Origin of the sequence: Nostoc sp. C052, assembly GCF_013393905.1 — a bacterium.
GTDB lineage: Bacteria > Cyanobacteriota > Cyanobacteriia > Cyanobacteriales > Nostocaceae > Nostoc.
Window position 1 is genome coordinate 100,048 of the sequence record NZ_CP040272.1, and the last position, 21,091, is coordinate 121,138.

Annotated in this window: 18 protein-coding genes; 8 read left to right on the forward strand and 10 right to left on the reverse strand. The window is 42.9% G+C overall.

Going from position 1 to position 21,091, the window contains the following annotated elements; genetic code table 11:
• Nucleotides 1-233: 233 nt before the first annotated feature.
• The 3 genes from FD723_RS00445 to thrB form a co-directional block, all read right to left on the reverse strand.
• Nucleotides 234-1,847: an NAD(P)H-quinone oxidoreductase subunit 4 gene (locus tag FD723_RS00445; protein ID WP_179063597.1), complete on the reverse strand. Its 1,614-nt coding sequence runs from the start codon at nucleotides 1,845-1,847 to the stop codon at nucleotides 234-236.
• 384 nt (nucleotides 1,848-2,231) lie between these two features.
• The gene (locus tag FD723_RS00450) at nucleotides 2,232-2,741 is read right to left on the reverse strand and encodes a hypothetical protein (protein ID WP_179063598.1); all 510 of its coding nucleotides are present in this window, start codon (nucleotides 2,739-2,741) and stop codon (nucleotides 2,232-2,234) included.
• Between the two features lie 43 nt (nucleotides 2,742-2,784).
• Nucleotides 2,785-3,699 carry a homoserine kinase gene (gene thrB / locus FD723_RS00455; RefSeq protein ID WP_179063599.1) on the reverse strand — a complete coding sequence of 305 codons (915 nt, stop codon included), beginning with the start codon at nucleotides 3,697-3,699 and terminating at the stop codon, nucleotides 2,785-2,787.
• A 445-nt stretch (nucleotides 3,700-4,144) separates the two neighbouring features.
• On the opposite strand from thrB, the gene FD723_RS00460 reads away from it, so the two are divergent.
• Together FD723_RS00460 and glpK are read left to right on the forward strand one after the other, a co-directional pair.
• Complete coding sequence (locus FD723_RS00460; protein ID WP_179063600.1) at nucleotides 4,145-5,437, forward strand: hypothetical protein; 1,293 nt, start codon at nucleotides 4,145-4,147, stop codon at nucleotides 5,435-5,437.
• 443 nt (nucleotides 5,438-5,880) lie between these two features.
• Nucleotides 5,881-7,395, forward strand: coding sequence for a glycerol kinase GlpK (gene glpK, locus FD723_RS00465; RefSeq protein WP_179068969.1), 1,515 nt, complete (start codon nucleotides 5,881-5,883; stop codon nucleotides 7,393-7,395).
• 320 nt (nucleotides 7,396-7,715) lie between these two features.
• On the opposite strand, the gene FD723_RS00470 is transcribed toward glpK, so the two are convergent.
• The gene (locus tag FD723_RS00470) at nucleotides 7,716-8,687 is read right to left on the reverse strand and encodes a LysR substrate-binding domain-containing protein (protein ID WP_179063601.1); all 972 of its coding nucleotides are present in this window, start codon (nucleotides 8,685-8,687) and stop codon (nucleotides 7,716-7,718) included.
• Nucleotides 8,688-8,943: 256 nt separating this feature from the next.
• Between FD723_RS00470 and FD723_RS00475 the strand changes: the two genes are divergently transcribed.
• The 3 genes from FD723_RS00475 to FD723_RS00485 all read left to right on the forward strand — a co-directional run bounded on the left by FD723_RS00475 (nucleotide 8,944) and on the right by FD723_RS00485 (nucleotide 11,182).
• Nucleotides 8,944-9,651 (forward strand): cadmium resistance transporter, encoded by a 708-nt coding sequence (locus tag FD723_RS00475; protein WP_179063602.1) that lies wholly within the window; start codon nucleotides 8,944-8,946, stop codon nucleotides 9,649-9,651.
• A 48-nt stretch (nucleotides 9,652-9,699) separates the two neighbouring features.
• The gene (locus FD723_RS00480; protein WP_179063603.1) at nucleotides 9,700-10,356 is read left to right on the forward strand and encodes a hypothetical protein; all 657 of its coding nucleotides are present in this window, start codon (nucleotides 9,700-9,702) and stop codon (nucleotides 10,354-10,356) included.
• Nucleotides 10,357-10,624: 268 nt separating this feature from the next.
• A complete protein-coding gene (locus tag FD723_RS00485; protein WP_306297008.1) occupies nucleotides 10,625-11,182 on the forward strand; it encodes a YidH family protein in 558 nt (185 codons plus the stop codon).
• A gap of 147 nt (nucleotides 11,183-11,329) precedes the next feature.
• Here FD723_RS00485 and FD723_RS00490 read toward each other — a convergent pair whose 3' ends face one another.
• Nucleotides 11,330-12,052: a class I SAM-dependent methyltransferase gene (locus FD723_RS00490; protein ID WP_179063604.1), complete on the reverse strand. Its 723-nt coding sequence runs from the start codon at nucleotides 12,050-12,052 to the stop codon at nucleotides 11,330-11,332.
• Nucleotides 12,053-12,331: 279 nt separating this feature from the next.
• Nucleotides 12,332-13,036 carry a mobilization protein gene (locus FD723_RS00495; RefSeq protein ID WP_179063605.1) on the reverse strand — a complete coding sequence of 235 codons (705 nt, stop codon included), beginning with the start codon at nucleotides 13,034-13,036 and terminating at the stop codon, nucleotides 12,332-12,334.
• A gap of 420 nt (nucleotides 13,037-13,456) precedes the next feature.
• Here FD723_RS00495 and FD723_RS00500 point away from each other — a divergent pair, with 420 nt between their 5' ends.
• Nucleotides 13,457-16,915 carry a tetratricopeptide repeat protein gene (locus FD723_RS00500; RefSeq protein ID WP_179063606.1) on the forward strand — a complete coding sequence of 1,153 codons (3,459 nt, stop codon included), beginning with the start codon at nucleotides 13,457-13,459 and terminating at the stop codon, nucleotides 16,913-16,915.
• 521 nt (nucleotides 16,916-17,436) lie between these two features.
• Here FD723_RS00500 and FD723_RS00505 read toward each other — a convergent pair.
• Both FD723_RS00505 and dps read right to left on the reverse strand, forming a co-directional pair.
• Nucleotides 17,437-18,153, reverse strand: coding sequence for a pirin family protein (locus FD723_RS00505; RefSeq protein WP_179063607.1), 717 nt, complete (start codon nucleotides 18,151-18,153; stop codon nucleotides 17,437-17,439).
• Between the two features lie 547 nt (nucleotides 18,154-18,700).
• Complete coding sequence (gene dps / locus FD723_RS00510) at nucleotides 18,701-19,273, reverse strand: DNA starvation/stationary phase protection protein Dps (RefSeq protein ID WP_179063608.1); 573 nt, start codon at nucleotides 19,271-19,273, stop codon at nucleotides 18,701-18,703.
• 81 nt (nucleotides 19,274-19,354) lie between these two features.
• Between dps and FD723_RS43860 the strand changes: the two genes are divergently transcribed.
• Entirely contained in the window at nucleotides 19,355-19,504 is a 150-nt protein-coding gene (locus FD723_RS43860; RefSeq protein WP_179063609.1) for a hypothetical protein, read from the forward strand.
• Nucleotides 19,505-19,795: 291 nt separating this feature from the next.
• Here the strand turns inward: FD723_RS43860 and FD723_RS00520 are convergent, their stop codons facing one another.
• Both FD723_RS00520 and FD723_RS00525 read right to left on the reverse strand, forming a co-directional pair.
• Nucleotides 19,796-19,999, reverse strand: a complete 204-nt coding sequence (locus FD723_RS00520) for a hypothetical protein (RefSeq protein ID WP_179063610.1) — start codon at nucleotides 19,997-19,999, stop codon at nucleotides 19,796-19,798.
• A 12-nt stretch (nucleotides 20,000-20,011) separates the two neighbouring features.
• Nucleotides 20,012-20,320, reverse strand: a complete 309-nt coding sequence (locus FD723_RS00525; protein ID WP_179063611.1) for a DUF3067 family protein — start codon at nucleotides 20,318-20,320, stop codon at nucleotides 20,012-20,014.
• Nucleotides 20,321-20,549: 229 nt separating this feature from the next.
• Here FD723_RS00525 and petC point away from each other — a divergent pair, with 229 nt between their 5' ends.
• The gene (gene petC / locus FD723_RS00530; protein WP_179063612.1) at nucleotides 20,550-21,089 is read left to right on the forward strand and encodes a cytochrome b6-f complex iron-sulfur subunit; all 540 of its coding nucleotides are present in this window, start codon (nucleotides 20,550-20,552) and stop codon (nucleotides 21,087-21,089) included.
• Nucleotides 21,090-21,091 lie beyond the last annotated feature (2 nt).

The following is a 21,091-nucleotide window of genomic DNA, read 5'->3' on the forward strand; positions in this document are numbered from 1 at the left end:
ATTGCTCCTACTTAACAATCAATACGCTTGGGTTAATGGCTACTGCCAATAATTTTGAGTTTTCGAGACGCGATCGTTGTCTCTACAAGTGTTTTGGATTTATCTGAACTGTATTGACTTAAAACTCTATTTCAACTCGATAAATTCCAAAATTTTAGGGGTGGTTATGAAACCACCCCTTTATTCCCCTGAATATTTAGAATTTACTTGCAGCCCCTTAATGGGAAGTTAATTTACTCAGAAATATTAATTGAAGTTTCAACTTGAGAATTAGCCAATGTTGGTGCAGAGAAAATCCGCGAGTACAGACTTGATGGTTGTTGATGAGCAACTACTGGTAGAACTTGACGAGCATGGGTAGCTAATTCTACTGCCTTTACATCATAAGTCTGCGTTGCTAATTTGGGATAGAAACCAATTCCGATAATTGGTAGCAACAAACAAGCGGTAATAAATATTTCGCGGGGTTTGACATCAGATATTACAGCATCCAAGTGCAACTCTTCATTTTGCTCACCGTAGAACACTTGACGCAGCATCGACAGTAAATAAATTGGTGTCAAAATTACGCCAACGGCTGACAGCAGTACAACTACAATTTTGAAGCTGGAACTGTAAACATCACTGGTGGCGATACCGAGAAATACCATCAACTCGCCCACAAAACCACTCATTCCAGGTAAGGCAAGAGAAGCCATTGAACCAATGGTAAACAAAGCAAAGGTTTTGGGCATTACCTTGGCCATACCGCCCATTTTATCCATCATCAAGGTGTGAGTGCGATCGTAAGTCACGCCAGAGAGGAAGAATAAGCTAGCAGCAATCAAGCCGTGAGAAACCATCTGTAGCACTGCACCGCTAATACCTAACTCTGTGTAGGAGGCAATGCCAATCAGCACAAACCCCATGTGGGCTATTGAAGAGTAAGCCAAGCGGCGTTTGAGATTGGTTTGGGCAAAGGCACAGCAAGCACCGTAGACAATGTTCACTACACCCAAAATTGCTAACACTGGCGCAAAAGTCACATGGGCATTGGGCAACATTTCCACATTGAAGCGGATGAGGGCATAACCACCCATTTTTAACAACACACCAGCCAAAATCATTGAACCGGGTGCTGATGCTTCACCGTGGGCATCAGGTAGCCAAGTGTGTAAAGGGAAAATTGGTAATTTTACGCCGAAGGCAATCAAGAAACCGGCATAAACTAATAATTCCAAGGTTTTGGGATATTCCTTCATTCCCAGAGTTGCCATATCGAATGTGACGGTATCTCCAGAGAATGCCATTGCGAAACCAGCAATCAAGATAAATATTGATGCGGCGGCAGTGTAAAGGATGAATTTGGTAGCGGCATAACGGCGGTTTTGTCCTCCCCAAATGGAAATCAGCAGGTAAACCGGCACTAACTCGATTTCCCACATTAGGAAAAACAACAGCAAATCTTGGGCGACAAATACGCCAAGCTGGGCGCTGTACATCGCTAACATCAAACCATAAAATAATCGCGGCTTGGTGGTAACTTTCCAAGCCGCGAAGATTGCGAGGGTATTTATTAAGCCTGTCAGAAGTAGCAAGGGCATCGATAAACCATCAACCCCCACAGCCCAATGCAAACCTAACTGCGGTATCCAGGGATAGTTTTCTACAAGTTGCAGTGTTGAACTCTGAAAGTCGTACTTATACCAAAAAGCATAAATCATCAGTGCAAAGTCGGCAAAAGCAACTCCCAAGCCATACCACCGCACAGTTCTACCTTCTTTGTCTGGGATTAGGGGGATGGCTAAGGCTGCCACCAAGGGTAAGAGGATTATGGCTGTTAGCCAGGGAAATTCAATAGCATTCATCACTTCTGACAATCAATTTGACTTCTCGCTTTTAGTTACATTATATTAAGGGATTTTGACTTTTGTAAACATTGTTGAGCTTTCAAAGATTAAATTTTTGATGTCGATAGGAATATATACTCGTCAAATGTCAGTTTTTCAGGATAAATAAGAATAAATACTTATCGTATTTTGCCGTTTTCTATTCTAAATGTAAACTTTTGCAACGTCAACAAAAAACGGCAGCTAAAGCCACCGTTACAATTCCGTCATATTTCATGGTTAAGCCCAATTGTCAGAGCTGTTCGTCTCTGTGGTTAAATAAATTACTTTTAAACCGCAGAGGCACAGAGAGCGCAGAGAGAAAAACAGAGATTTTACGAATCACCTTGAAAGGGCTATCCTTCACACTATCCGGTTGACAATTGTCCACACTTCCCCATCTGAGCGGACATAGGGGACGGAGATTGTTTTGAACCCAGTAATGAAGGGCTTGTAATAAATCTGCCAATACATTGGACTAAGTTGATTGGCACAAGCTTTAAGAAAACGGACTTCTGCGGCCAGTTCTCCCGCTAGTTGATTAATGCGTTCAGCATGAATCTGAGCAATTTCTTTGGCTTCCTCTAGCTGCTGCTGGAGGATAAGTTGCTTTGATTCACCTTGCGATCGCACTAACTTACCTTGTTTTTGTTTGATCTTGCCTTCCAAGGCGGCGATCGCTGCATCGATGCCTTGGATTTCAACTGATAATTGGGCATTTTCTCTGGCTTGACGGCGGTATGCTTCCACCAATGCCTGTGGTGAATCATTCTCGCCAGAGATGACATTATTAATAGTGAGTGCGGCACGTTCTTCTAAAAGAATCTGTATTTGGGAGTTAAGCGCCGCCATTTCAGCCTGAATTTGCTCCATAAATCGACTTTTAAGTGCTGAGTAAAATAGTCATCTGAATTTTTTAAAAGATTTTTGCGCCTTGGGTATCAAGAGAAAGCGATCGCACCTCGGCTGTAATTCCTTCTTCTTGCCAAGCAGCTAACATCGCCGCCTCCACTGCCTCTGAGTGTAACTTATCTGCCAAAGCTAACAGTGTTGGCCCCGCACCACTAATCACCATACCATAAGCACCAGCGCTAACAGCTGCAATGTTGAGAGCATCATAACCAGGAATCAAAGCTTTACGATATGGTTGATGCAATCTATCTTGTAGAGCAGTCTTTAACCATTGTCCGTTACCAGTTTCCAGACCGCGCAACAATAATCCCAAATGTGCCGTATTGAAAATCGCATCAGCACGACTTACTTCTGTTGGGAGAACACCCCGCGCCTCGGAAGTGGAAAGTTCAAAATCAGGAATAGCCACAACTGCGACAACATCTTTATGCCAGGGAACATCACAAATTTCCCAAGCTGTGCCACTGGTAGCAGCGAGACGACATCCTCCCAACAAAGCTGGAACTACATTATCAGGATGTCCTTCCATTGCGATCGCTAATTCCATTACCTGTGACTGACTGATCGGTGTACCCTCAAGTTGATTAGCAGCAACCAACCCAGCAACAATTGCTGTGGCTGAACTACCCAAACCCCTTGCTAACGGAACACCTAACTTAATCTCTATTTTTACAGTGGGCGGTGTTTGCTCTATATGTTGATAGAACTTGACAAATGCTTGGTAGAGGAGATTATTTTCATCAGTTTGGACTCGTTCAGCTTCCGTACCAGTAACATGAATAGTTAGCCCACCCTCTTCTAAACGAGTGAACTTGAATTGGTTGTATAGCTTTAAAGCTACACCGATGCAATCAAAACCAGGCCCCAAATTAGCAGTTGTGGCGGGAACAGTAACAGTGATACTAGAAACAACAGACATTGGTAAAACTCACTAATCATCAACCAGCATCCCACGTATTGGTAGCACTTTGAGGCTAGTACCGCAAGGCGGAATTCAAAATTCAAAATTCAAAATTCAAGATTAATACAGCGTAAGCATTTCATTGATTTTGAATAGGTGGTTTATTTACGCCGTGTTGTACTAGTTTTTGGTCGTTATTAACACGATACTTTGATGTGTTGTTCCTGAATCCATCTTTCAAGCCTTGAGTTGCAGTAGTTGTGGCTCAGTAAAAATTCTATCTCTCTCTAATTGCCATGAATGATTTAGGACTGTTATAGTACAGATACACTATAAAAAATTACAAGTTCCAAAAAATATAATTTGCAGAATTTGTAGTTTACAAGGTTTTAATAAAGGTCTTGAAAGTGATTCATAAAAACCATTAGCACACATATCAAATATTAGTAAATTCTGAAAATATATGAAATTTAGAACCTTCGAATATCCTTTTGCACTCATGTTAATCAGCTTCAGTTTTTTGCAGACAGCTGATGCTCAAACTCCTGTAGATGAAATCTCCAAGCTATCTCAAGAAGTTTCTGTACTTCGGAAACAAGGCCCAACAGGATTACAAGTATTTCTCAAATCTCATGCCAATACGTTAAATAGCGATTCTTCAGGTACAGTTCTACCTTCCTCTGTACTCCGTGTAGCCTTAGATGAACTCTGCCAGCAACGAGACTGTTACGCCTCTCGTCTGTACTGGTACACTGATATAGAACAAGCCAAAGCTGCTGCTAAAACTAGTGGTAAACCCATTTTATCTCTACGGTTATTGGGCAAGCTGGATCAAGATTTGAGTTGTGCGAATAGTAGGTTCTTTAGAGTCGCACTGTATCCGAATGTTGAAATTTCTAAACTGCTTCAAGACCGCTTCATTTTGCACTGGCAATCAGTACGTCCTGTACCCAAGGTAACTATTGATTTTGGCGACGGACGCAAGTTAGAGCGAACGATTACAGGCAATAGCATTCATTACATATTAGATGCATCAGGTCGCCCAATCGATGCAATTCCAGGGTTATATAGTCCCAAAGAATTTTTGCGCCAGCTACAGCAGGCTGAAGTAGCAGTAAAAAGTTACAGTAAACTTACACCAAGCGATCGCGAGTCTTTTTTAAGAAAATACCATAGCGATCGCCTGAACTCAATCCAAGCTCAATGGGTTGCAGATTTATCTCGCCTGGGTATCCAGTCTCCCCCTAAGTTGGTGGAAATTCCGAAAAATTCCAGTCAACCACCGACAGCAGCAATAGCAAGCTCTCTAGCAGTTTCTAAAATGAGAGTTGAAACACCAATGCTGACTGCTTTACAGTCTGATGCTGAACGGAATCAAAATGCCTTAGCGGAAATAACCGATCAGAAAGTGTGGGAAAAAATCGCTCAACTCTATGCCGCTGATGTCAAGCTAGATCAGAACAGCATTTCTCTAATTAGAGCTAAAAAGTCTCAGTCTGCCAAGACTCAGGAAGATAACTTGCCGATAATAGTCAAAAAATTTGAAGCCACAATGGCTTTAGATACAGTCAGAAATGAATATATGCTGCACAGCCAAATTCATCAATGGTTTATACAAGGTAGGCAAACAAGGAGTGTGGAAGCGCTCAATGATAAAGTATATGCCCAACTATTTTTAACTCCTAGTTCTGACCCTTGGTTGGGGCTTTTCCCCAGCGACAGTTATAGCGCTATTGATAATGATGGCATTCGTTGAAGGGGATAGGGGCATTAACAAATAAGGAACTTCCAAAAAATATCCAATTAACTCTTGTGGGGTGGGCATCTTGCCCGCCCAGTCCATAAGGCGCTCATGTTGCCCACCCCACAATATTGGATAATTTATTTCTTGGAGTTCGATAACTGCCTTACTCGATAAAATATACAGGGACGCAATGTAAGCGGAATCAATACTTGTCGGGTTTTGGGGAAAAGGGGAAGGTGGGGCCCCCTCTGGGGATAAGGGGCGGGGAAAAGGGGAAAGAAAAAACCTTTAACCTTTTCTCAAAACCCAATTCCGAGTTAAAAATGCAAAACCTACGCAGTATTGTAAGCGGAATGCGATGCAAATAAGGAATTCAAAATGTACCCAAAATAATGTATATCTGATTGAACGCATTGCCTATGACGGGCTACGCCTACGCAGCATTCAAAGCGGCTATGTACACACTTGGCAACACAACTCCATCATCGGGCTACATCTTAGCACTGGACTTAGGTACGACAGGCAACCGCGCCTTTGTATTTAACGCAGACGGCAAGATTGTTGGGCAGGCATACAAAGAACTAACTCAGCATTATCCCCAGCCTGGATGGTTAGAACATGACCCACAACAAATCTGGCAGGATACTTGTTGGGTAATGCAAACTGCAATTGAGAATGCTCAAATTGCTCCATCAGCGATCGCAGCTTTGGGACTAACTGTACAGCGCGAAACCTGTTTGATTTGGGACAAAACTACTGGTAAACCACTCCATAGAGCGATCGTCTGGCAAGATCGCCGCACTGCTCCACTTTGCCACCAGTTACAAGAGCAAGGCTACGCTGAAGAAATTTACGATCGCACCGGATTAATCATTGATGCTTATTTTTCTGCTACCAAGCTCAGATGGCTCTTAGACAAGTTTACCGATGTTGACCTGAACAATGTCTTAGCCGGCACTATTGATACCTGGGTGTTGTGGAACCTCACAGGTGGGAAAGTCCATGCGACTGACCACAGCAACGCCAGCCGTACAATGCTAATGAATCTCAAAACCTGTGATTGGGATGAGGTTTTATTGGATCTGTTTCAAATTCCAGTTCATATTTTGCCCCAGATTCAGCCCAGTTTAGGAGTATTTGGAGTCACTGATACTACCTTGTTGGGCGCTGAAATTCCCATTACTGCCATCTTGGGAGATCAGCAAGCTGCTCTATTTGGTCATGGCTGCGATCGCCCCGGTTTGATGAAATGTACTTACGGTACTGGTAGCTTTTTAGTTGCTCATACAGGTGACGAGATTGTGCGATCCCACCATCAACTTATTTCTACCATTGCCTGGACACAAAGAAAGCCAAGCGGAGATTTAGATGTAGGCTATGCTCTAGAAGGCAGTATGTTTACTAGTGGAGCTTGTATTCAATGGTTGCGCGATCGCCTCAAGCTAATTAAAACTGCTGCTGAAACTGAAGCAATGGCAAATCAGGTAAAAGATAATGGCGGAGTATATTTTGTGCCTGCATTTAGTGGATTGGGTGCGCCCTACTGGGATATGAGCGCGAGGGGAGCCTTTTTCGGGATTACCGCCAGCGTACAACCAGAGCATCTAGTTCGCGCCGTGCTGGAAGCGATCGCCTATCAAGTTCTGGAGGTGGTGCAAGCGATAAATGCATCTAGCAGTACTCCAGTTGGGCGATTAACTGTAGATGGCGGTGCTTGCGAGAATAATTTTCTGATGCAGTTTCAGGCTGATGTGTTAGGCATTCCAGTCGAACGTCCGATTATGCGTGACACAACTGTTCAGGGTGCAGCATTTGCAGCAGGTTTAGCTATAGGATTTTGGGAGAGCTATGAAGAACTGGTGAGACAACGGCAGATTGAGTATGTATTTGAGCCAAAAAGCGATTTTCCTTTGTCGAACTTTGCTACTTGGCAAAAGGCAGTGAAACGTACTCTTGCTTGGGAGAATTAGCCTAGACTTAAGGGACTTCCAAATAAAAAAATATCCAATTAACTCTTGTGGGGTGGGCGTCTCGCCCGCCCGTAGCCGTTTTTCTGTATTTGAACTACATCTGTCGTAAGGGCACAGAAATGCTCATAGGTGTCAACTTAAGACCTGGCGAATAAAATTCGCTGCTACACAGGCAAAGTCCGCCTCCGCGGACTAAGATCAAATTAAGGATTTGAAACCCACGGAGGTGGGTTTTGTTTGTATAGACGCGGTTTCTAACCGACCGTTTCCTGGCTGTACCTCTACCGCGTGGTTATTTACGTGAAAATAGCTGTAAAACGTTAAATAACTGATTTTGATAAATGCTGATATGAGCCATCTGACATAGACGATATCAACATTTGTTCAAAGACTTTAGAAAGAGCAGTTTGAAAACGCTGACGATGCTTGAGTTTGAAAAAAGGTCGGACTATTTCTGCGATCGCACCGTTGCCTTCTCTATTATCAATAACTCGAATTGCCCGTAGAGTTCCCAACTGAATTTCTTTTTTTACCATCAACTCAGAAATTCCAGTTGCACCGACGCCATTTTCAATTGCAGCTTTTGCCATCTCGCCACTGGTGAATACTAAAATTACGTTCAGTTCACTGAGGTTAATCCCCCAATTTTGCAACGCTTCCTCAAACCTTTGCTGGGTTCCCGATTCCCGCACCCGCATCACCCAAGGAGTTTGAGTTAGTTGGCTTAAATCAACTTCTCCCCACTCAAACCAAGGGTGTTTTTGACCAACCACAATTTGCAAGCGATCGCTCCCCACTATTTCGTACTCCAGAGTATTCTGAAGCGCTGGCTTCACATCTCCTTCTACCAAGCCTAAATCAAACTGTCCCATCGCTGTACCGACACAAATCGTTTCGGCATTGGCAAGGGTGCAGTCAATCTGGATACCAGGATATTGGTTCTTAAACTCACTAATTTTACTTGGTAGCCAGTAGTTGCCAATTGTCAGACTCGACCCTAACTTCAATTCACCCCGTTGCAGATTGTTCAATTCTCGCAATCCCCTTTCAGTCAAGGAAACTTGATCGAGAATTTTCTGCGCTTCCACTTGCAGTAATTTACCCGCCTCAGCAATCTCGATGTGGCGACCAATCCGATGGAATAGTTTCACACCGTATTCTTGCTCTAAGTTGTGGATCGCTGCACTGACGGCAGGTTGTGTAATATAAAGCTCCTCGGCTGCACGAGTAAAGTGTAAATGCTGCGCCACAGCCAGAAAGATTTTTAGCTGCTCAAGCGTCATTCCTGCCATTTTATGGTATCCCTACAACTTGGTGTCAAAATTTTAATCACTTTCATTTATCATTTTGACAAATAAAAGCATTTGATTCTATCGGTTAGTTTGACTAAAGTATAAATCAAGGCTTCGGCACGGACTCAAACGGCCAAGTAGAGAGCAGAGGAGTAAGAATTTTAGATTTTAGATTGAAATTTAATCCAAAATCCTCAATCCAAAATTCAAAATTGAATTGCCCAATGCCCAAGCATCAAAATAAGGACTTCCAAAAATGAGCGATTTAGTAACTGCAATTACCACAGGGATTACCGCATTCACTGCCACCAACATTGATGATATTGTCATTCTGACGTTGCTTTTTTCACAAATAAGTAAAACGTTCCGTAGTCGTCATATCCTGGCTGGTCAGTATCTCGGTTTTGCAGCATTGATCGTTGCTAGCCTTCCCGGTTTCTTCGGTGGAATGATCATACCGCAGGACTGGATTAGACTACTTGGCTTAATGCCAATAATCATTGGTGTGAGCAGTTTACTAAAACGCGAAGAGGATTCACAAGAGGAAGCTGAAGAAACTGAGCCGTCTTGTCCCTCTATAATTAAAAATTTTCTCTCTCCACAAACTTGCAATGTAGCTGCGATCGCCTTTGCTAATGGCAGTGATAATATCAGCATCTACGTGCCTCTGTTTGCCAACTCAGAATTAGATAGTCTGCTGGTGATCCTAAGTGTATTTTTCACCCTAGTGGGTGTATGGTGTTATACCGCTTACAAGTTAACCTACTTGCCTGCGATCGCCAACTTTTTAACTGAAAATGGCAACACTTTTGTACCTTGTATCTTGATTGGTTTGGGCGTGTTTATTGTCACCGAAAATGTTACTTGGACTCTTTTATCTGTAATTTCTAGTTATATATTCTCATTACTTTTAGGTTTCAATACTCAACAATCGAGTGAAGAACAAGAAAAGTTAAGTGTATAAATAAATCTCAAGCTGCAAAATATCTTAGCCATCAACAGGAATCAAAACATGAAAATCTGGAAATCTCTGCTAATTCTCTTAATAATTATCGCCAATCTCGCCTTTGCTCAACCTTCTTTTGCTGATAGACCAAAATTTAGCAAAAACCCTGATTACATTGAAGTCACGAAAGCAATTAATGAGTTGACTCAGGCAAAAGAAGCCCAAACTCAAGTAGAAGGTGTCACCCCGGAAGAAATTCAGCAGAAAATTGATGATTTAGCATTCCAAAAATATGCTTTAGAGACGGGAATCAACTGGGGTCAATGTGAAAACAAAACAGGTAATACTGTAGCAGTATATGGTAAAACCACAAACGGCGAAGAGAATGAAGATGCCGTGTACGACAACGGTCTATATTTTCTCGCTGATGGTCAGTCCACTAAAAATAACTGGGATTGTGATGGTTTCTATCTCCCAAATGATGTCACAATTTCAGGTTTAACCGCAGACGGACAAGCTCAGGAATTTACAGAGGCAGTAGCGATTAAGATACCTGATGGCAGTAAGTTAGCGATTAAGACTAATCCAGATAATGCTGCAATTGAAATCAATATTCCTAATGCTCAAATTGTCAAAGCTAACGAGATTAACTGGTTTATCCCGAATGTGTCACAAGCTCTAATAGATACACGCGTTCCCAATGCACCTACCATGAAGTCTTAAATCATTGAACACTAAACAGTTACTAGGCGTATAGTAAGGGATTTAGACTGATAACTGTTTATAGATTGTTCTCAATTTCAACAGGGTAACAGCCAATTTCAGAGAAAGAACAGGACATGCACTGGTGAAAAATCTCTCTGAATCTTGGCTGTTTTTTTTATGACCTCTGATTGCTGACAGATTGTCTGTACCATCAATTACGAATTCCGAATAATTCGGTCAGGCTTGTTTTCTTTCGATATCTGCATTAAAATAAATTTTGAAAAAAATGTACAATCGCAATAAGCATATTTCAGTAGCGCAAATATTGCGCTCTGTGCGAGTTATTTGGAAAGAAATTTCCTACTACCTTCGCATTTTTTTGATCAGAGCCGCTTTGGGGATAAGGGTGTTATTGATGCAGTTAAAATTGAAACCTACAGAAGAAGATAAAGAGAAAAAAAAGCCAGGACGACTGAATCCGTCCAGAATCCGAGATCACTTGGCAAATGAGCGTACCTACCTCGCTTGGATGCGGACAGGGATCGCTCTTTTAGGTTTTGGCGTGGTCATCGTGCGTTTGCGTGCCTTCCAAGTACCTTTAGTACCCCGTCCGGGTAACGGCTGGAAGTTAGGTTTAGTCTTCTCGCTGGTGGGTTTAATCACCGTCTGGCTCTCAACGTCACACTATTTCGCTGTCCGTCGTGATATCGAAGAAGATACTTATGAACCAACAGACCGCTGGGTGTTGCTGTTCAGTCTGGCTGTGATGATTCTCGGAACTGGGGTAATCTATTTTGTTTTTACAACTTCTTTAGATCCCATGAGTCCACTTATCCCTGAGTAATACAGCAGAATTCAGAATTCTAAATTCAGAATTCTGAATGGGCTACGCCCCGCTGCGCTAACAGAATTCAAGGGTAAAACACGCTTTATACTTGGTTAATAGACTTAGCTTGTGTACCTCACCAATTTGAAATCTGCTGTAAGATTTTTAGAATCGGATCTTATACAACTCAAATAATTCCCCTGATTTCTGCGTCACTATTTTAGCACCAGCCGCTTTAATGGTTTTTTCCCACTTAGCCAAAGGCTCTAAAAACACTTCAGCACCCAAATAGGTTTCTAGAACTGCCCAATCTTCTGCTAAAGGCTGTTCTGGATTGAGAACGTCAAATACAAAATGTCCACCAGGTTTTAACACCCGCTTAACCTCTGCTAATACAGCATCCCAATATTCGAGTGGAAAATAACAGCTAAATCCTGTGGCGATCGCAATGTCAAATTGCTCTGGTGAGTAGTTTAACTGATGGGCTGCTCCCAACTCAACACCCTTGAACAGCTTAGAATTCAACTGCGGCCCACGGGAATTAAGGGTATCGCGTGCCACATTACTGATTTCTTGCCCGTGAAAAAATGCTTGCCAATCCCGCCAAGGATAAATTAAAAAGCTGATCCCACAGCCAATATCTATACAGTGCTGGTTTTTTTGAGGTTTAGCAATTTCCCAGAAAGGTGAAGCAATTCTCCCTGAGAAACTCCCAGCAATCCACTCGCGGAATATCGGCATCGCTTGTACTTCTTCTGGGAGTTCAAAGGTTTCACGTTGATACTCGCGGTTAAAGCGATAGGCTATTTGGGCTAATCTTTCGTCCCAGTTGCTTGATTTGGGTGAACTAAAGAGATTTTGGAACTGAGAATCGGACTTTTTAGACATTTAGGTTTTTACTACTCTTTTTAAGGATTGTAGTCAAATTCACAAGAGACAGGGGGAAGATAGAGTTTCTCCCTGCGGTTCGGAGGTAAAAGCCTTTTCCCTTGTGGGTGGTTCCCCTTCCTGCCCCCTTGCTTTTTCACTGATAAGCTGTTCCATATTTAAATTGCATAAGCTGGGCGGGCAAGATGCCCACCCCACAAGAGTTATGTTTAATTTGATTATGCAAATTAGATGTTTTTTAGCTTATCAAAAACCTACTCACACAAGCTGACGGCAAAACTATTCAAGTTTTTCATACCAGATACCTACTTTCTCAAAAGCACCATAAGCAAGCTTCAGAAAATTCACCACTCTCTGTTTGCCAATTATCCCAAATTCTTTATACTCTCTAGCTTCTGCAAACGTTAGGCGATTTTGGTCAATTATGTTTCTTTCTCTATATGCTAACTTCGGAAAATCCATAACTCTTATCTGATATTTATTGACTATGTTCTGAAAATTGGAGTCTGACTCTAGATGCTCCCAATCATCACACAGCCCTAAATTCTTCACCAGAATATGGGGGATTTTATCACCGTAGGTATTCACTGACTGAGTAAATAGGTTGATGCTGTCATATCCTCCTGTGGATACAAACCATTTGCAAAACGTCACTCCCTGCGAACTTCCTAGTTCAATTAATTGGTTAGATTCAATCCACCCTTGTACTGCTCTATGGGATTGTGCAGCTAAATTCACAATTACTGGCTTTTCTATTGCCCACTCAAATATCCTATCTGCCTTATTTGACTGTCGTTCATTTTCACTAAAAACGGCATATTTACATATCTCCTTATATACCCCTGCAACATCTGGATTCGATCTATCTGTCTCCACTGGTACGAACGGGATTTTCTTATCCAGGCAATACTGAATCATTGTCCTGGTAAACAGAGATTTTCCTACCCCGCCTTTTTCACCATCTACAAAATGAATCGTCGGCATTACAGCCACCTCTAATAATTATTAAAGTCTGATACATCTTTCCCAAACTAAGAACTTTTTGGACATTGCCGCCCAGTTGTTTTGTTGGTTTTATGAGAAAGTATAACCGTGATTTAGATATAGTTTTCCAACAGTCTCATTTTACACAGGCAAAGTCGGTCTGCGCGGACTACTACTACCATCGTTGGTATTGTTGGGGCTGCGATCGCTATTGCTGAACAAATCCGCAAGTGGTATCAAGAGTATAAAGCTAAACAGTCTGGTAAAAGAATTGAAAAGGTGTTGATTGTCGGGCGCAATGGTAGGCGACTCCTTTTAGAGGATGCAACCCTAGAAGAGATTCGCCAAATTTTAGAATCGTAGAGACGGAATTGGGGGTGGTAGACTTGGGGTAAATACTGAAGTCTCAAGATTGAGAACGTGCAAACCCTCCACCTCGACCTCAAGCCAGTTGATGAGAATTACGCAGAGTTACGTTACTTTGTTGATAATCCAAACCAGTATGAAAGGCGATCGCTTCCTCTATCAGAAGTCGCCGACTTGATTAAGCTGGCTGAGAGAGATTATTACGTCTCGTTTTTCCCAGAGGATTATACGGTAACTGGGCGGCGGTTGTATAACTGGTTGGATGGGAGCGATCGCTGGCTGCAAACCTTATTAGATAAGTATCGGCGTGAGGGGATTGTGTTAGCGATCGCTACAACAGAAAAGCTCGCCCATTTGCCTTGGGAAGTGCTGCACGATGGCAATGGTTTTTTAGTGCAGCGTGTCCCGGCTATTGTCCCGGTGCGTTGGGTGTCGGATAGCACGGTAAAAAAATTGACCATTGACGGGGAACCAGAAAACCGGGCGCTGCAAGTTTTGTTTATGGCTACTTCGCCCCTGGATGTCAAACCTGTGCTGGATTTTGAGGGAGAGGAAGCACGGATTTTGGAGGCGACAAAGCGGCAACCTTTAGCGCTGACGGTGGAAGAAAGCGGCTGTTTGTCGGAGTTGGGTTATTTAGTCGATGGTTACGACAGAAATTATTTTGATGTTTTGCACTTGACGGGTCATGCTACTTTACAAGATGGGCAACCCCGCTTTATTACAGAAACGGCAACAGGTGAAGCTTTCTATGCCAGTGCTGGGGATATTGCCCAAGAATTACAATTTCGATTGCCTAAACTCATTTTCGTCTCTGGTTGTCGCACTGGGCAAGCTGGCAATGGCGGTTCTGTGCCGTCAATGGCTGAAGAATTGCTCAAATCTGGTGCAAAAGCGGTTTTGGGTTGGGGTCAAAAGGTTTTAGATCCTGATGCAACAGCCGCAGCAGCCGCATTATATGAGGAATTATCAGCCGGAAAGCAAATCATTGAGGCTGTTGCTTGTACTTATCAAACATTAATTAAGAACAAAGCGCGGGATTGGCATTTATTGCGGCTTTATGCAGCAGGTAATTTACCGAGTTCATTAGTTACGCCTTTGCGGAAACCTGGACGGAAACCAGCACCACCGCTTTCTGTTTCTACCCAGTTTTTAGATCCTGCTGGTAAGGTGAAAGTCCCGACGCGAGAGAGTTTTGTTGGTCGTCGTCGGCAATTACAAAATTGTTTACGGGTGCTGAGTCAATCAACCGATGAAGTTGGGGTGTTGATTCATGGAATGGGCGGTTTGGGTAAAAGTAGTTTAGCAGCTAGGCTTTGTGACAGACTGCCGAATTTTGAGCGTGTTGTCTGGGTAGGGCGAATCGATGAAGGTAGTTTGGTGAGTCGCTTGACTGAAAAGTTGGATGACGACGAACAACGCAAACGCCTACAAAATTATGATGAAAAATTGAAGTTTCGGCTGCGGCGAGTTTTCCAGCAGTTGCATGAAGAAGCGAAGCCGTTTTTGTTAGTGCTAGATGACTTTGAAGCGAATTTAGAACCTCGCGATCGGACTTATGTCTTGCAAGCAGAAGCAGCAGAGGTAATGAAAGCTTTAGTTTGGGCAATTAGAGAAAATTCCACTTCCCACCGCATCATTATTACCTGTCGTTACGATTTTGAATTTACCCAGTTGCAGCATTTCTATAAACAGCCGTTGGATGCACTGCAAGGCGCAGATTTGCAAAAAAAGTTTAGTCGCCTCACTGCCTTTAATTCTAAATCTCAGGTGGATGAGGCGTTAAAATCACAAGCGCAGAAGTTAGCAGATGGTAATCCCCGCTTGCTGGAATGGTTGGATAAGATTCTGCAAAATCAAACTGTTGATGTGGCGGCAATTTTAAATCGGTTAGCAGCAGATCCGGTGGAGTTGCGAGAGCAAGTTTTGGCAGAGGCGTTGTTGCAACAGATGGATACAACCATGCGGGAGATGTTGTCACGGGGTTTGGTGTTTGAGTTACCAGTTCCGAGGGAAGCTTTAGCCGCAGTTTGTGAGACTATCCCGAATTTGGAACATTATATTAGTCGGGCGGTGGCGTTGGGACTGTTGGAAGTGAGCCATGATGAAGCGTTACGAGTGCCGCGTATTTTACCTGTGCAGTTACCGCAATATGGGGAAGTTTTCTATAAGCAAGCGGCTGAGGTATTGTATCGTCTTTGGCGAGAGAATACGGAAACCACAACCGAGGAAAAAGGCTTAGAAATTCATCGGCTGGCGTTGCAAGGCAAGGTAGATAAGATTGCTGTAGAAATCGCAGAGAGGTTAGCAAGGAACTGGAGAAATCAAAGCCGATTTCGAGAAGCTGTTAAGTTGTGCGAATCTACTCTAGAAATTGCTAAAGATTACTTAGTGTTACATGCATTAGCTCGCTGTGAACAACAACTAGGTGAAGTGAGTAAAGCCCAAGAGCATTATCAACAAGCCCTAGATAGGTGTCCACCAGAAGACAAAACAGTAAAAGCAGCAATTATTCATAATTTAGGACTGCTCAAAGCCAATAGAGGAGAAATAGAAGATGCGATCGCCCTTTATGAACAATCCCTTGCTATCACAGAACAAATCGGCGATGTCCAACTCAAGGCGACGACATTGAACAGCTTGGGACTGCTCAAAGCCGATAGAGGAGAAATAGAAGAAGCGATCGCCCTTTATGAACAATCCCTTGCCATCACTAAACAAATCGGCGATGTCCAAGGTCAAGCAGAGACGTTGCACAACTTGGGACAGGTTAAAGCCAATATAGGAGAAATAGAAGAAGCGATCGCCCTTTATGAACAATCTCTTGCCATCAGTGAACAAATCGGCGATGTCCAACTTAAGGCCGCGACGTTGAACAACTTGGCACATCTCAGAGGCAATATAGGAGAAATAGAAGAAGCGATCGCCCTTTTTGAACAATCTCTTACCATCACTAAACAAATCGGCGATGTCCGAGGTCAGGCAGCGATGTTGCACAACTTGGGACATCTTAGAGGCAATAGAGGAGAAATAAAAGAAGCGATCGACCTTTATCAAGAATCTCTTGATATTACAGAACAAATCGGCAATGTCTTACTCAAGGCGGCTACGTTGCACGAAATGGGGAGACTAAAAGCCAATAAAGGAGAAATAGAACAAGCGATCGCTTTTTATGAACAATCCCTTACCATCAAAGAACAAATTGGCGATGTCAAAGGCAAGGCGGCGACGTTACACAACTTGGGAAAACTCAAAGCCGATAGTGGAGAAATCAATGCAGCAGTCGCCTTTTTTGAACAATCCCTTGCTCTTAATGAACAAATCGGCAATGTCCAAGGCAAGGGAAGGAATTTGTGGCGGTTAGGGGGTGTAGCAGAACAACAGGGCGATTACAATCAAGCACTAGATTATTTGCAGCGAGCCTTGGAGATATTGCAGCGTATCCAATCTCCTGATGCTGAGGAAGTTAGACAAATCGTGGCGAGAGTGCAAGATTTAATTCGTAATTCGTAATTAAGAAAGTCAGAATTTAATCTGGCTTCCCAGGTTGGCATCTGTCGTCTATTTTGAAGAATTTCTGTAAGCGATCCGTCTATTTTGAGTTAAGCTGACTCATCCACGAGCCTTTGATACTCGTCGGCTAGTCTTTAATACTCGTGCGAGAGTCTTTGATACTCGTTGGCGAGTCTTTTTTGCTCATCCACGAGTCTTTGATACTCGTCGTCGAGTCTTTTTTACTCGTGCGAGAGTCTTTGATACTCGTTGGCGAGTCTTTGATATTCATGCGAGAGACTTTAATACTCGCGCGAGAGTCTCTGATATTCGTGAGCGAGACTTTAATACTCGCGCGAGAGTCTCTGATATTCGTGAGCGAGTCTTTAATACTCGTGCGAGAGTCTTTGATACTCGTTCAGCAGTTTTTTAGACTTGTGGCTTAGTTGTCGGAGATTGCGATCGCCATAATTCACCCCAAAGCACATTATATTCTGAGTAAAAGGCTCATTTAGATGAGCCTTTTACAGAGAAAAGAGATATTAGCCTAAATCGAAAAGCAAGATTTCGCCGCCGATATTGGTGCTAATTTCTAGCTGTTCTTCGCCGTTGATTTGTACACCATCGCCGGCTCTGAGTTCTTCGCCATTTAAGTTGACTATGCCTCGCGCTATTTGTAACCAGGCGTAGCGATCGCTTTTTACTTGATAATTAACAACATCACCCGACTCTAAAACAGATGTGTATAGCTCAACATCTTGGTGAATTGTCACAGCACCATCGCGCCCATCTTTAGAGGCAATTAAGCGGAGTTTACCGCGCTTTTCTTCGAGAGGAAAAGCTTTTTGTTCATATCTTGGCGTTATTCCTTCTCGATCGGGGAGAATCCAGATTTGTAGTAAGTGTAGTGGCTCAGTTGGTGAAGGATTAAATTCGCTGTGGCTGATTCCAGTTCCAGCGCTCATAATTTGGGCATCACCGGGACGAATTACTGAACCAGTACCCAAGCTGTCTTTATGCTCTACAGCACCTTCTAAGACATAAGTGAGGATTTCCATATCACGATGACTGTGGGTAGGGAATCCAGCACCAGGGGCGATGCGATCGTCGTTGATCACGCGCAGAGAGCGAAATCCCATGCGGTTGGGATCGTAAAAACTACCGAAGGAAAATGTGTGATAACTATCGAGCCAGCCCATTTTCGCGTGACCACGGGCATTGCGATCGTGAATTAAGTGGGTAATTGTATTTTGAGACATAAGCTTACCTCGTTGTTAATTGTTTTTAGAAGAATTTAGATTGAGAATTCTGACTGATTAGACCTAATTTGTAACTATTTAAATAGTAAATTATATACATATAAAATGAAAAGTACGCACTTAAAAGTGGCGTACTTACTAAAAAGATACTGTGAGATTTAACAGATGTTTTCAATTGAATGGGATACACTCTTTGAAAACTAAAGTACTGCAATTTCAATTTGTGAACAACAAGATTAGTTGCTAGTAGCGTGGCAAGGTTAAATAAAATAGGGCAAAGAAATTGTAGGTTGGCGCGCGGGTTAAGAGCGTTGTAGCAAGTGGCGTTGGAGGCTTTGCCAAAGCCAACATCCTGATAGATGTTGGGTTGCGCTCTGCTCCACCCAACCTACGTCTAATGCACTATTTTAAATTTGACGCACCACTAGTCTGTCAAATTCATTTTGATGGTTAGAGAGACGCGATAAATCGCCGTCTCTACAAGCAATTTACCTATCAATTTTTGAATTGACAGATTACTACTAAATCTAGTGTTTATCAAAAGTGCTTATTTGACAGCAGCAGGTGTCTTTTGAGTTTTAGTAGTACCCGCTTTGCCATTCTCTGCCTTAATTTCTGCTACTTGTAGATGAGCTTCTAAGAACCAGAGTCGTTTGTCAATGGTGCGGGAAATTTCGGTGTAAAGGTCAGCTGTATCAGCATCACCTAAGTCATCAGTTTTAGCGATCGCTTCTCTAATATGTTTGGCATAGATTCCAAAGCGATCTGACAAGGCTGTTACGTGGTCTTTACCATCCAAAATATCTAAGGGATATTCTGGCAAAATTGAATTACTAGCTGCGGCGCGGGCTGTTCCAAAAGCGTATCCGCCTAAAGCTGTGACGCGTTCAGCTACCATATCGACGTACTCTTCCAATTCACCAGCCAGTTCATCAAATAATTCGTGTAACTGGTAGAAATCAGTACCTTTAACATTCCAGTGTGCTTGCTTTGTTTGGGTTTTTAGATCCAAAGTCGCTGCTAAGGTTTGGTTGAGAAGTACCACGATTTGCACTCGCGCTTCAGCCGGGATGTCAATACGAGTAGGGTACAAACGTGATGTAATGGTGTTGTCGCTCATAGTTCTACATTAATGCCTTCTGCATCTAACTTTACAGATTTTAGTTGCCTGTGCGAAACTCTCTGACGACAGATTATATTAATGCCTGAATGTGTTACTCTTTATGACTATTGGTTATATACGATGATTTTCTATGGTATTGAATATACCACCGAAAAGGCGATCGCGAATTGCATCATTCTGCAAAAAGTTATGGGAAAAACCCAATTCAATTTTACTCACTTCATCTAAGGGTTGCAGATGTGCTGGCGAGAGGTAAACTTCTCAGGAAGCTAAGTTGTCTTGATACTGCGTTAATTTACGTGCCCCAATGATCGGAATAATCACACCAGTTTGAGTGTTTAAGCAATCGCAAGACTTCTTCAATCGCTGTTGTGAAATCCCAAGGGTGCAACCAGAATAAATCAATTATCGCTTCCCTGAGTTTGGGTTAGATTTCCGATCTGCGCTTCTTTTTGCAAAGAGGCTTATCTTTCAGAGACGCCAACGCAGCAGCGCTTCGCGATCGCCTCCAGTTCAAAATCATCCACCAGATATTTCAGAGCATTGGCGAGAACTTGCTCCTCGTTGGGAATTTGAGCGATGAGATTGTAGAGTTCCTTGCAGGCGGTGATAGAACTGGCTTGAATGGCTGCTGTTGCTGGATTGCTGAGGTTCTAGTTCCAGGATAAACCCGTCTACCATCCGATACATCACACCTCTAAGTGTTTGATTTTTCAGTTGCATAAGAAAACTCGATTACAATATCCATTCTGAAGAACGCTCACCCAAATCTAGAGGGATGCTAACAGCTTTGCCGAGTCGGGGGCGATCGCGGGTTTGGGCAATAAAAGTTTGTACCTGTGTTGACCCACCCAAGGCATGAAGATAATTGGCAATGCTATCGAGATGTTCTTGGTACTCCGCCTCACTCAAGGGAAAAGAAGCTTGCTCTAGATATTTCCACATTACTTGCAAAAATATCTTTCCCTGTGCCCGTCGAAACTGGACATCATAAGAATATCCCCACTTATCAAGCAATATCTGACGTAATTCCTGTCCTGTCATAGCTTTTCTCAATCAGATTTTACATTTAGTTATGATGTTAAGTTCCGTGACTCCAGTATGATAAGGATATAAAGAAATGTAATGCTAACAGAAAAGATGCTTTTTATATCTTGGAACAAAGAATTATGGCATCGTTGTGAGCGCTAGCATTTCGACTTAGACAAGAGTTGCTCAAGTACTAGTACTTTTGTCAAAATGCTTAACAAAATACACAAAGAGCGCGTAGATTATGGCTCAATTTTCTGAATCAGCAGACGTGCCCGATATGGGGCGTCGTCAGTTCATGAATCTGCTCACTTTTGGGACTGTCACCGGAGTGGCTCTGGGTGCATTGTATCCCGTTGTCAAGTACTTTATTCCTCCCGCTGCTGGTGGTGCTGGTGGCGGTGTAACGGCAAAAGACGAGCTAGGTAACGATGTTAGTGTCACTAAATTTCTAGAAAACCGGAATGCAGGCGATCGCAACCTAGTCCAAGGACTAAAGGGAGATCCTACCTATATTGTGGTAGATAGCAAAGAGGCGATCAAAGATTACGGCATTAACGCCATCTGCACCCACTTAGGTTGTGTCGTCCCCTGGAACATTGCTGAGAACAAATTCAAATGTCCTTGTCACGGTTCCCAGTATGACGAAACTGGTAAAGTTGTTCGGGGCCCAGCACCTCTGTCTCTGGCTTTAGCCCACACCAACGTCAACGACGACAAAATCGTTTTAACCCCTTGGACTGAAACCGACTTCCGCACAGGTGATGCACCTTGGTGGGGTTAATA

What these genes read in the sequence shown, in the direction of transcription:
- FD723_RS00445 (WP_179063597.1), bottom strand. Translation starts at nt 1,847, where the DNA reads ATGAATGCTATTGAATTTCCCTGGCTAACAGCCATAATCCTCTTACCC.
- FD723_RS00450 (WP_179063598.1), bottom strand. Translation starts at nt 2,741, where the DNA reads ATGGAGCAAATTCAGGCTGAAATGGCGGCGCTTAACTCCCAAATACAG.
- thrB (WP_179063599.1), bottom strand. Translation starts at nt 3,699, where the DNA reads ATGTCTGTTGTTTCTAGTATCACTGTTACTGTTCCCGCCACAACTGCT.
- FD723_RS00460 (WP_179063600.1), top strand. Translation starts at nt 4,145, where the DNA reads ATGAAATTTAGAACCTTCGAATATCCTTTTGCACTCATGTTAATCAGC.
- glpK (WP_179068969.1), top strand. Translation starts at nt 5,881, where the DNA reads ATGTACACACTTGGCAACACAACTCCATCATCGGGCTACATCTTAGCA.
- FD723_RS00470 (WP_179063601.1), bottom strand. Translation starts at nt 8,687, where the DNA reads ATGGCAGGAATGACGCTTGAGCAGCTAAAAATCTTTCTGGCTGTGGCG.
- FD723_RS00475 (WP_179063602.1), top strand. Translation starts at nt 8,944, where the DNA reads ATGAGCGATTTAGTAACTGCAATTACCACAGGGATTACCGCATTCACT.
- FD723_RS00480 (WP_179063603.1), top strand. Translation starts at nt 9,700, where the DNA reads ATGAAAATCTGGAAATCTCTGCTAATTCTCTTAATAATTATCGCCAAT.
- FD723_RS00485 (WP_306297008.1), top strand. Translation starts at nt 10,625, where the DNA reads ATGTACAATCGCAATAAGCATATTTCAGTAGCGCAAATATTGCGCTCT.
- FD723_RS00490 (WP_179063604.1), bottom strand. Translation starts at nt 12,052, where the DNA reads ATGTCTAAAAAGTCCGATTCTCAGTTCCAAAATCTCTTTAGTTCACCC.
- FD723_RS00495 (WP_179063605.1), bottom strand. Translation starts at nt 13,036, where the DNA reads ATGCCGACGATTCATTTTGTAGATGGTGAAAAAGGCGGGGTAGGAAAA.
- FD723_RS00505 (WP_179063607.1), bottom strand. Translation starts at nt 18,153, where the DNA reads ATGTCTCAAAATACAATTACCCACTTAATTCACGATCGCAATGCCCGT.
- dps (WP_179063608.1), bottom strand. Translation starts at nt 19,273, where the DNA reads ATGAGCGACAACACCATTACATCACGTTTGTACCCTACTCGTATTGAC.
- FD723_RS43860 (WP_179063609.1), top strand. Translation starts at nt 19,355, where the DNA reads ATGCCTGAATGTGTTACTCTTTATGACTATTGGTTATATACGATGATT.
- FD723_RS00520 (WP_179063610.1), bottom strand. Translation starts at nt 19,999, where the DNA reads ATGCAACTGAAAAATCAAACACTTAGAGGTGTGATGTATCGGATGGTA.
- FD723_RS00525 (WP_179063611.1), bottom strand. Translation starts at nt 20,320, where the DNA reads ATGACAGGACAGGAATTACGTCAGATATTGCTTGATAAGTGGGGATAT.
- petC (WP_179063612.1), top strand. Translation starts at nt 20,550, where the DNA reads ATGGCTCAATTTTCTGAATCAGCAGACGTGCCCGATATGGGGCGTCGT.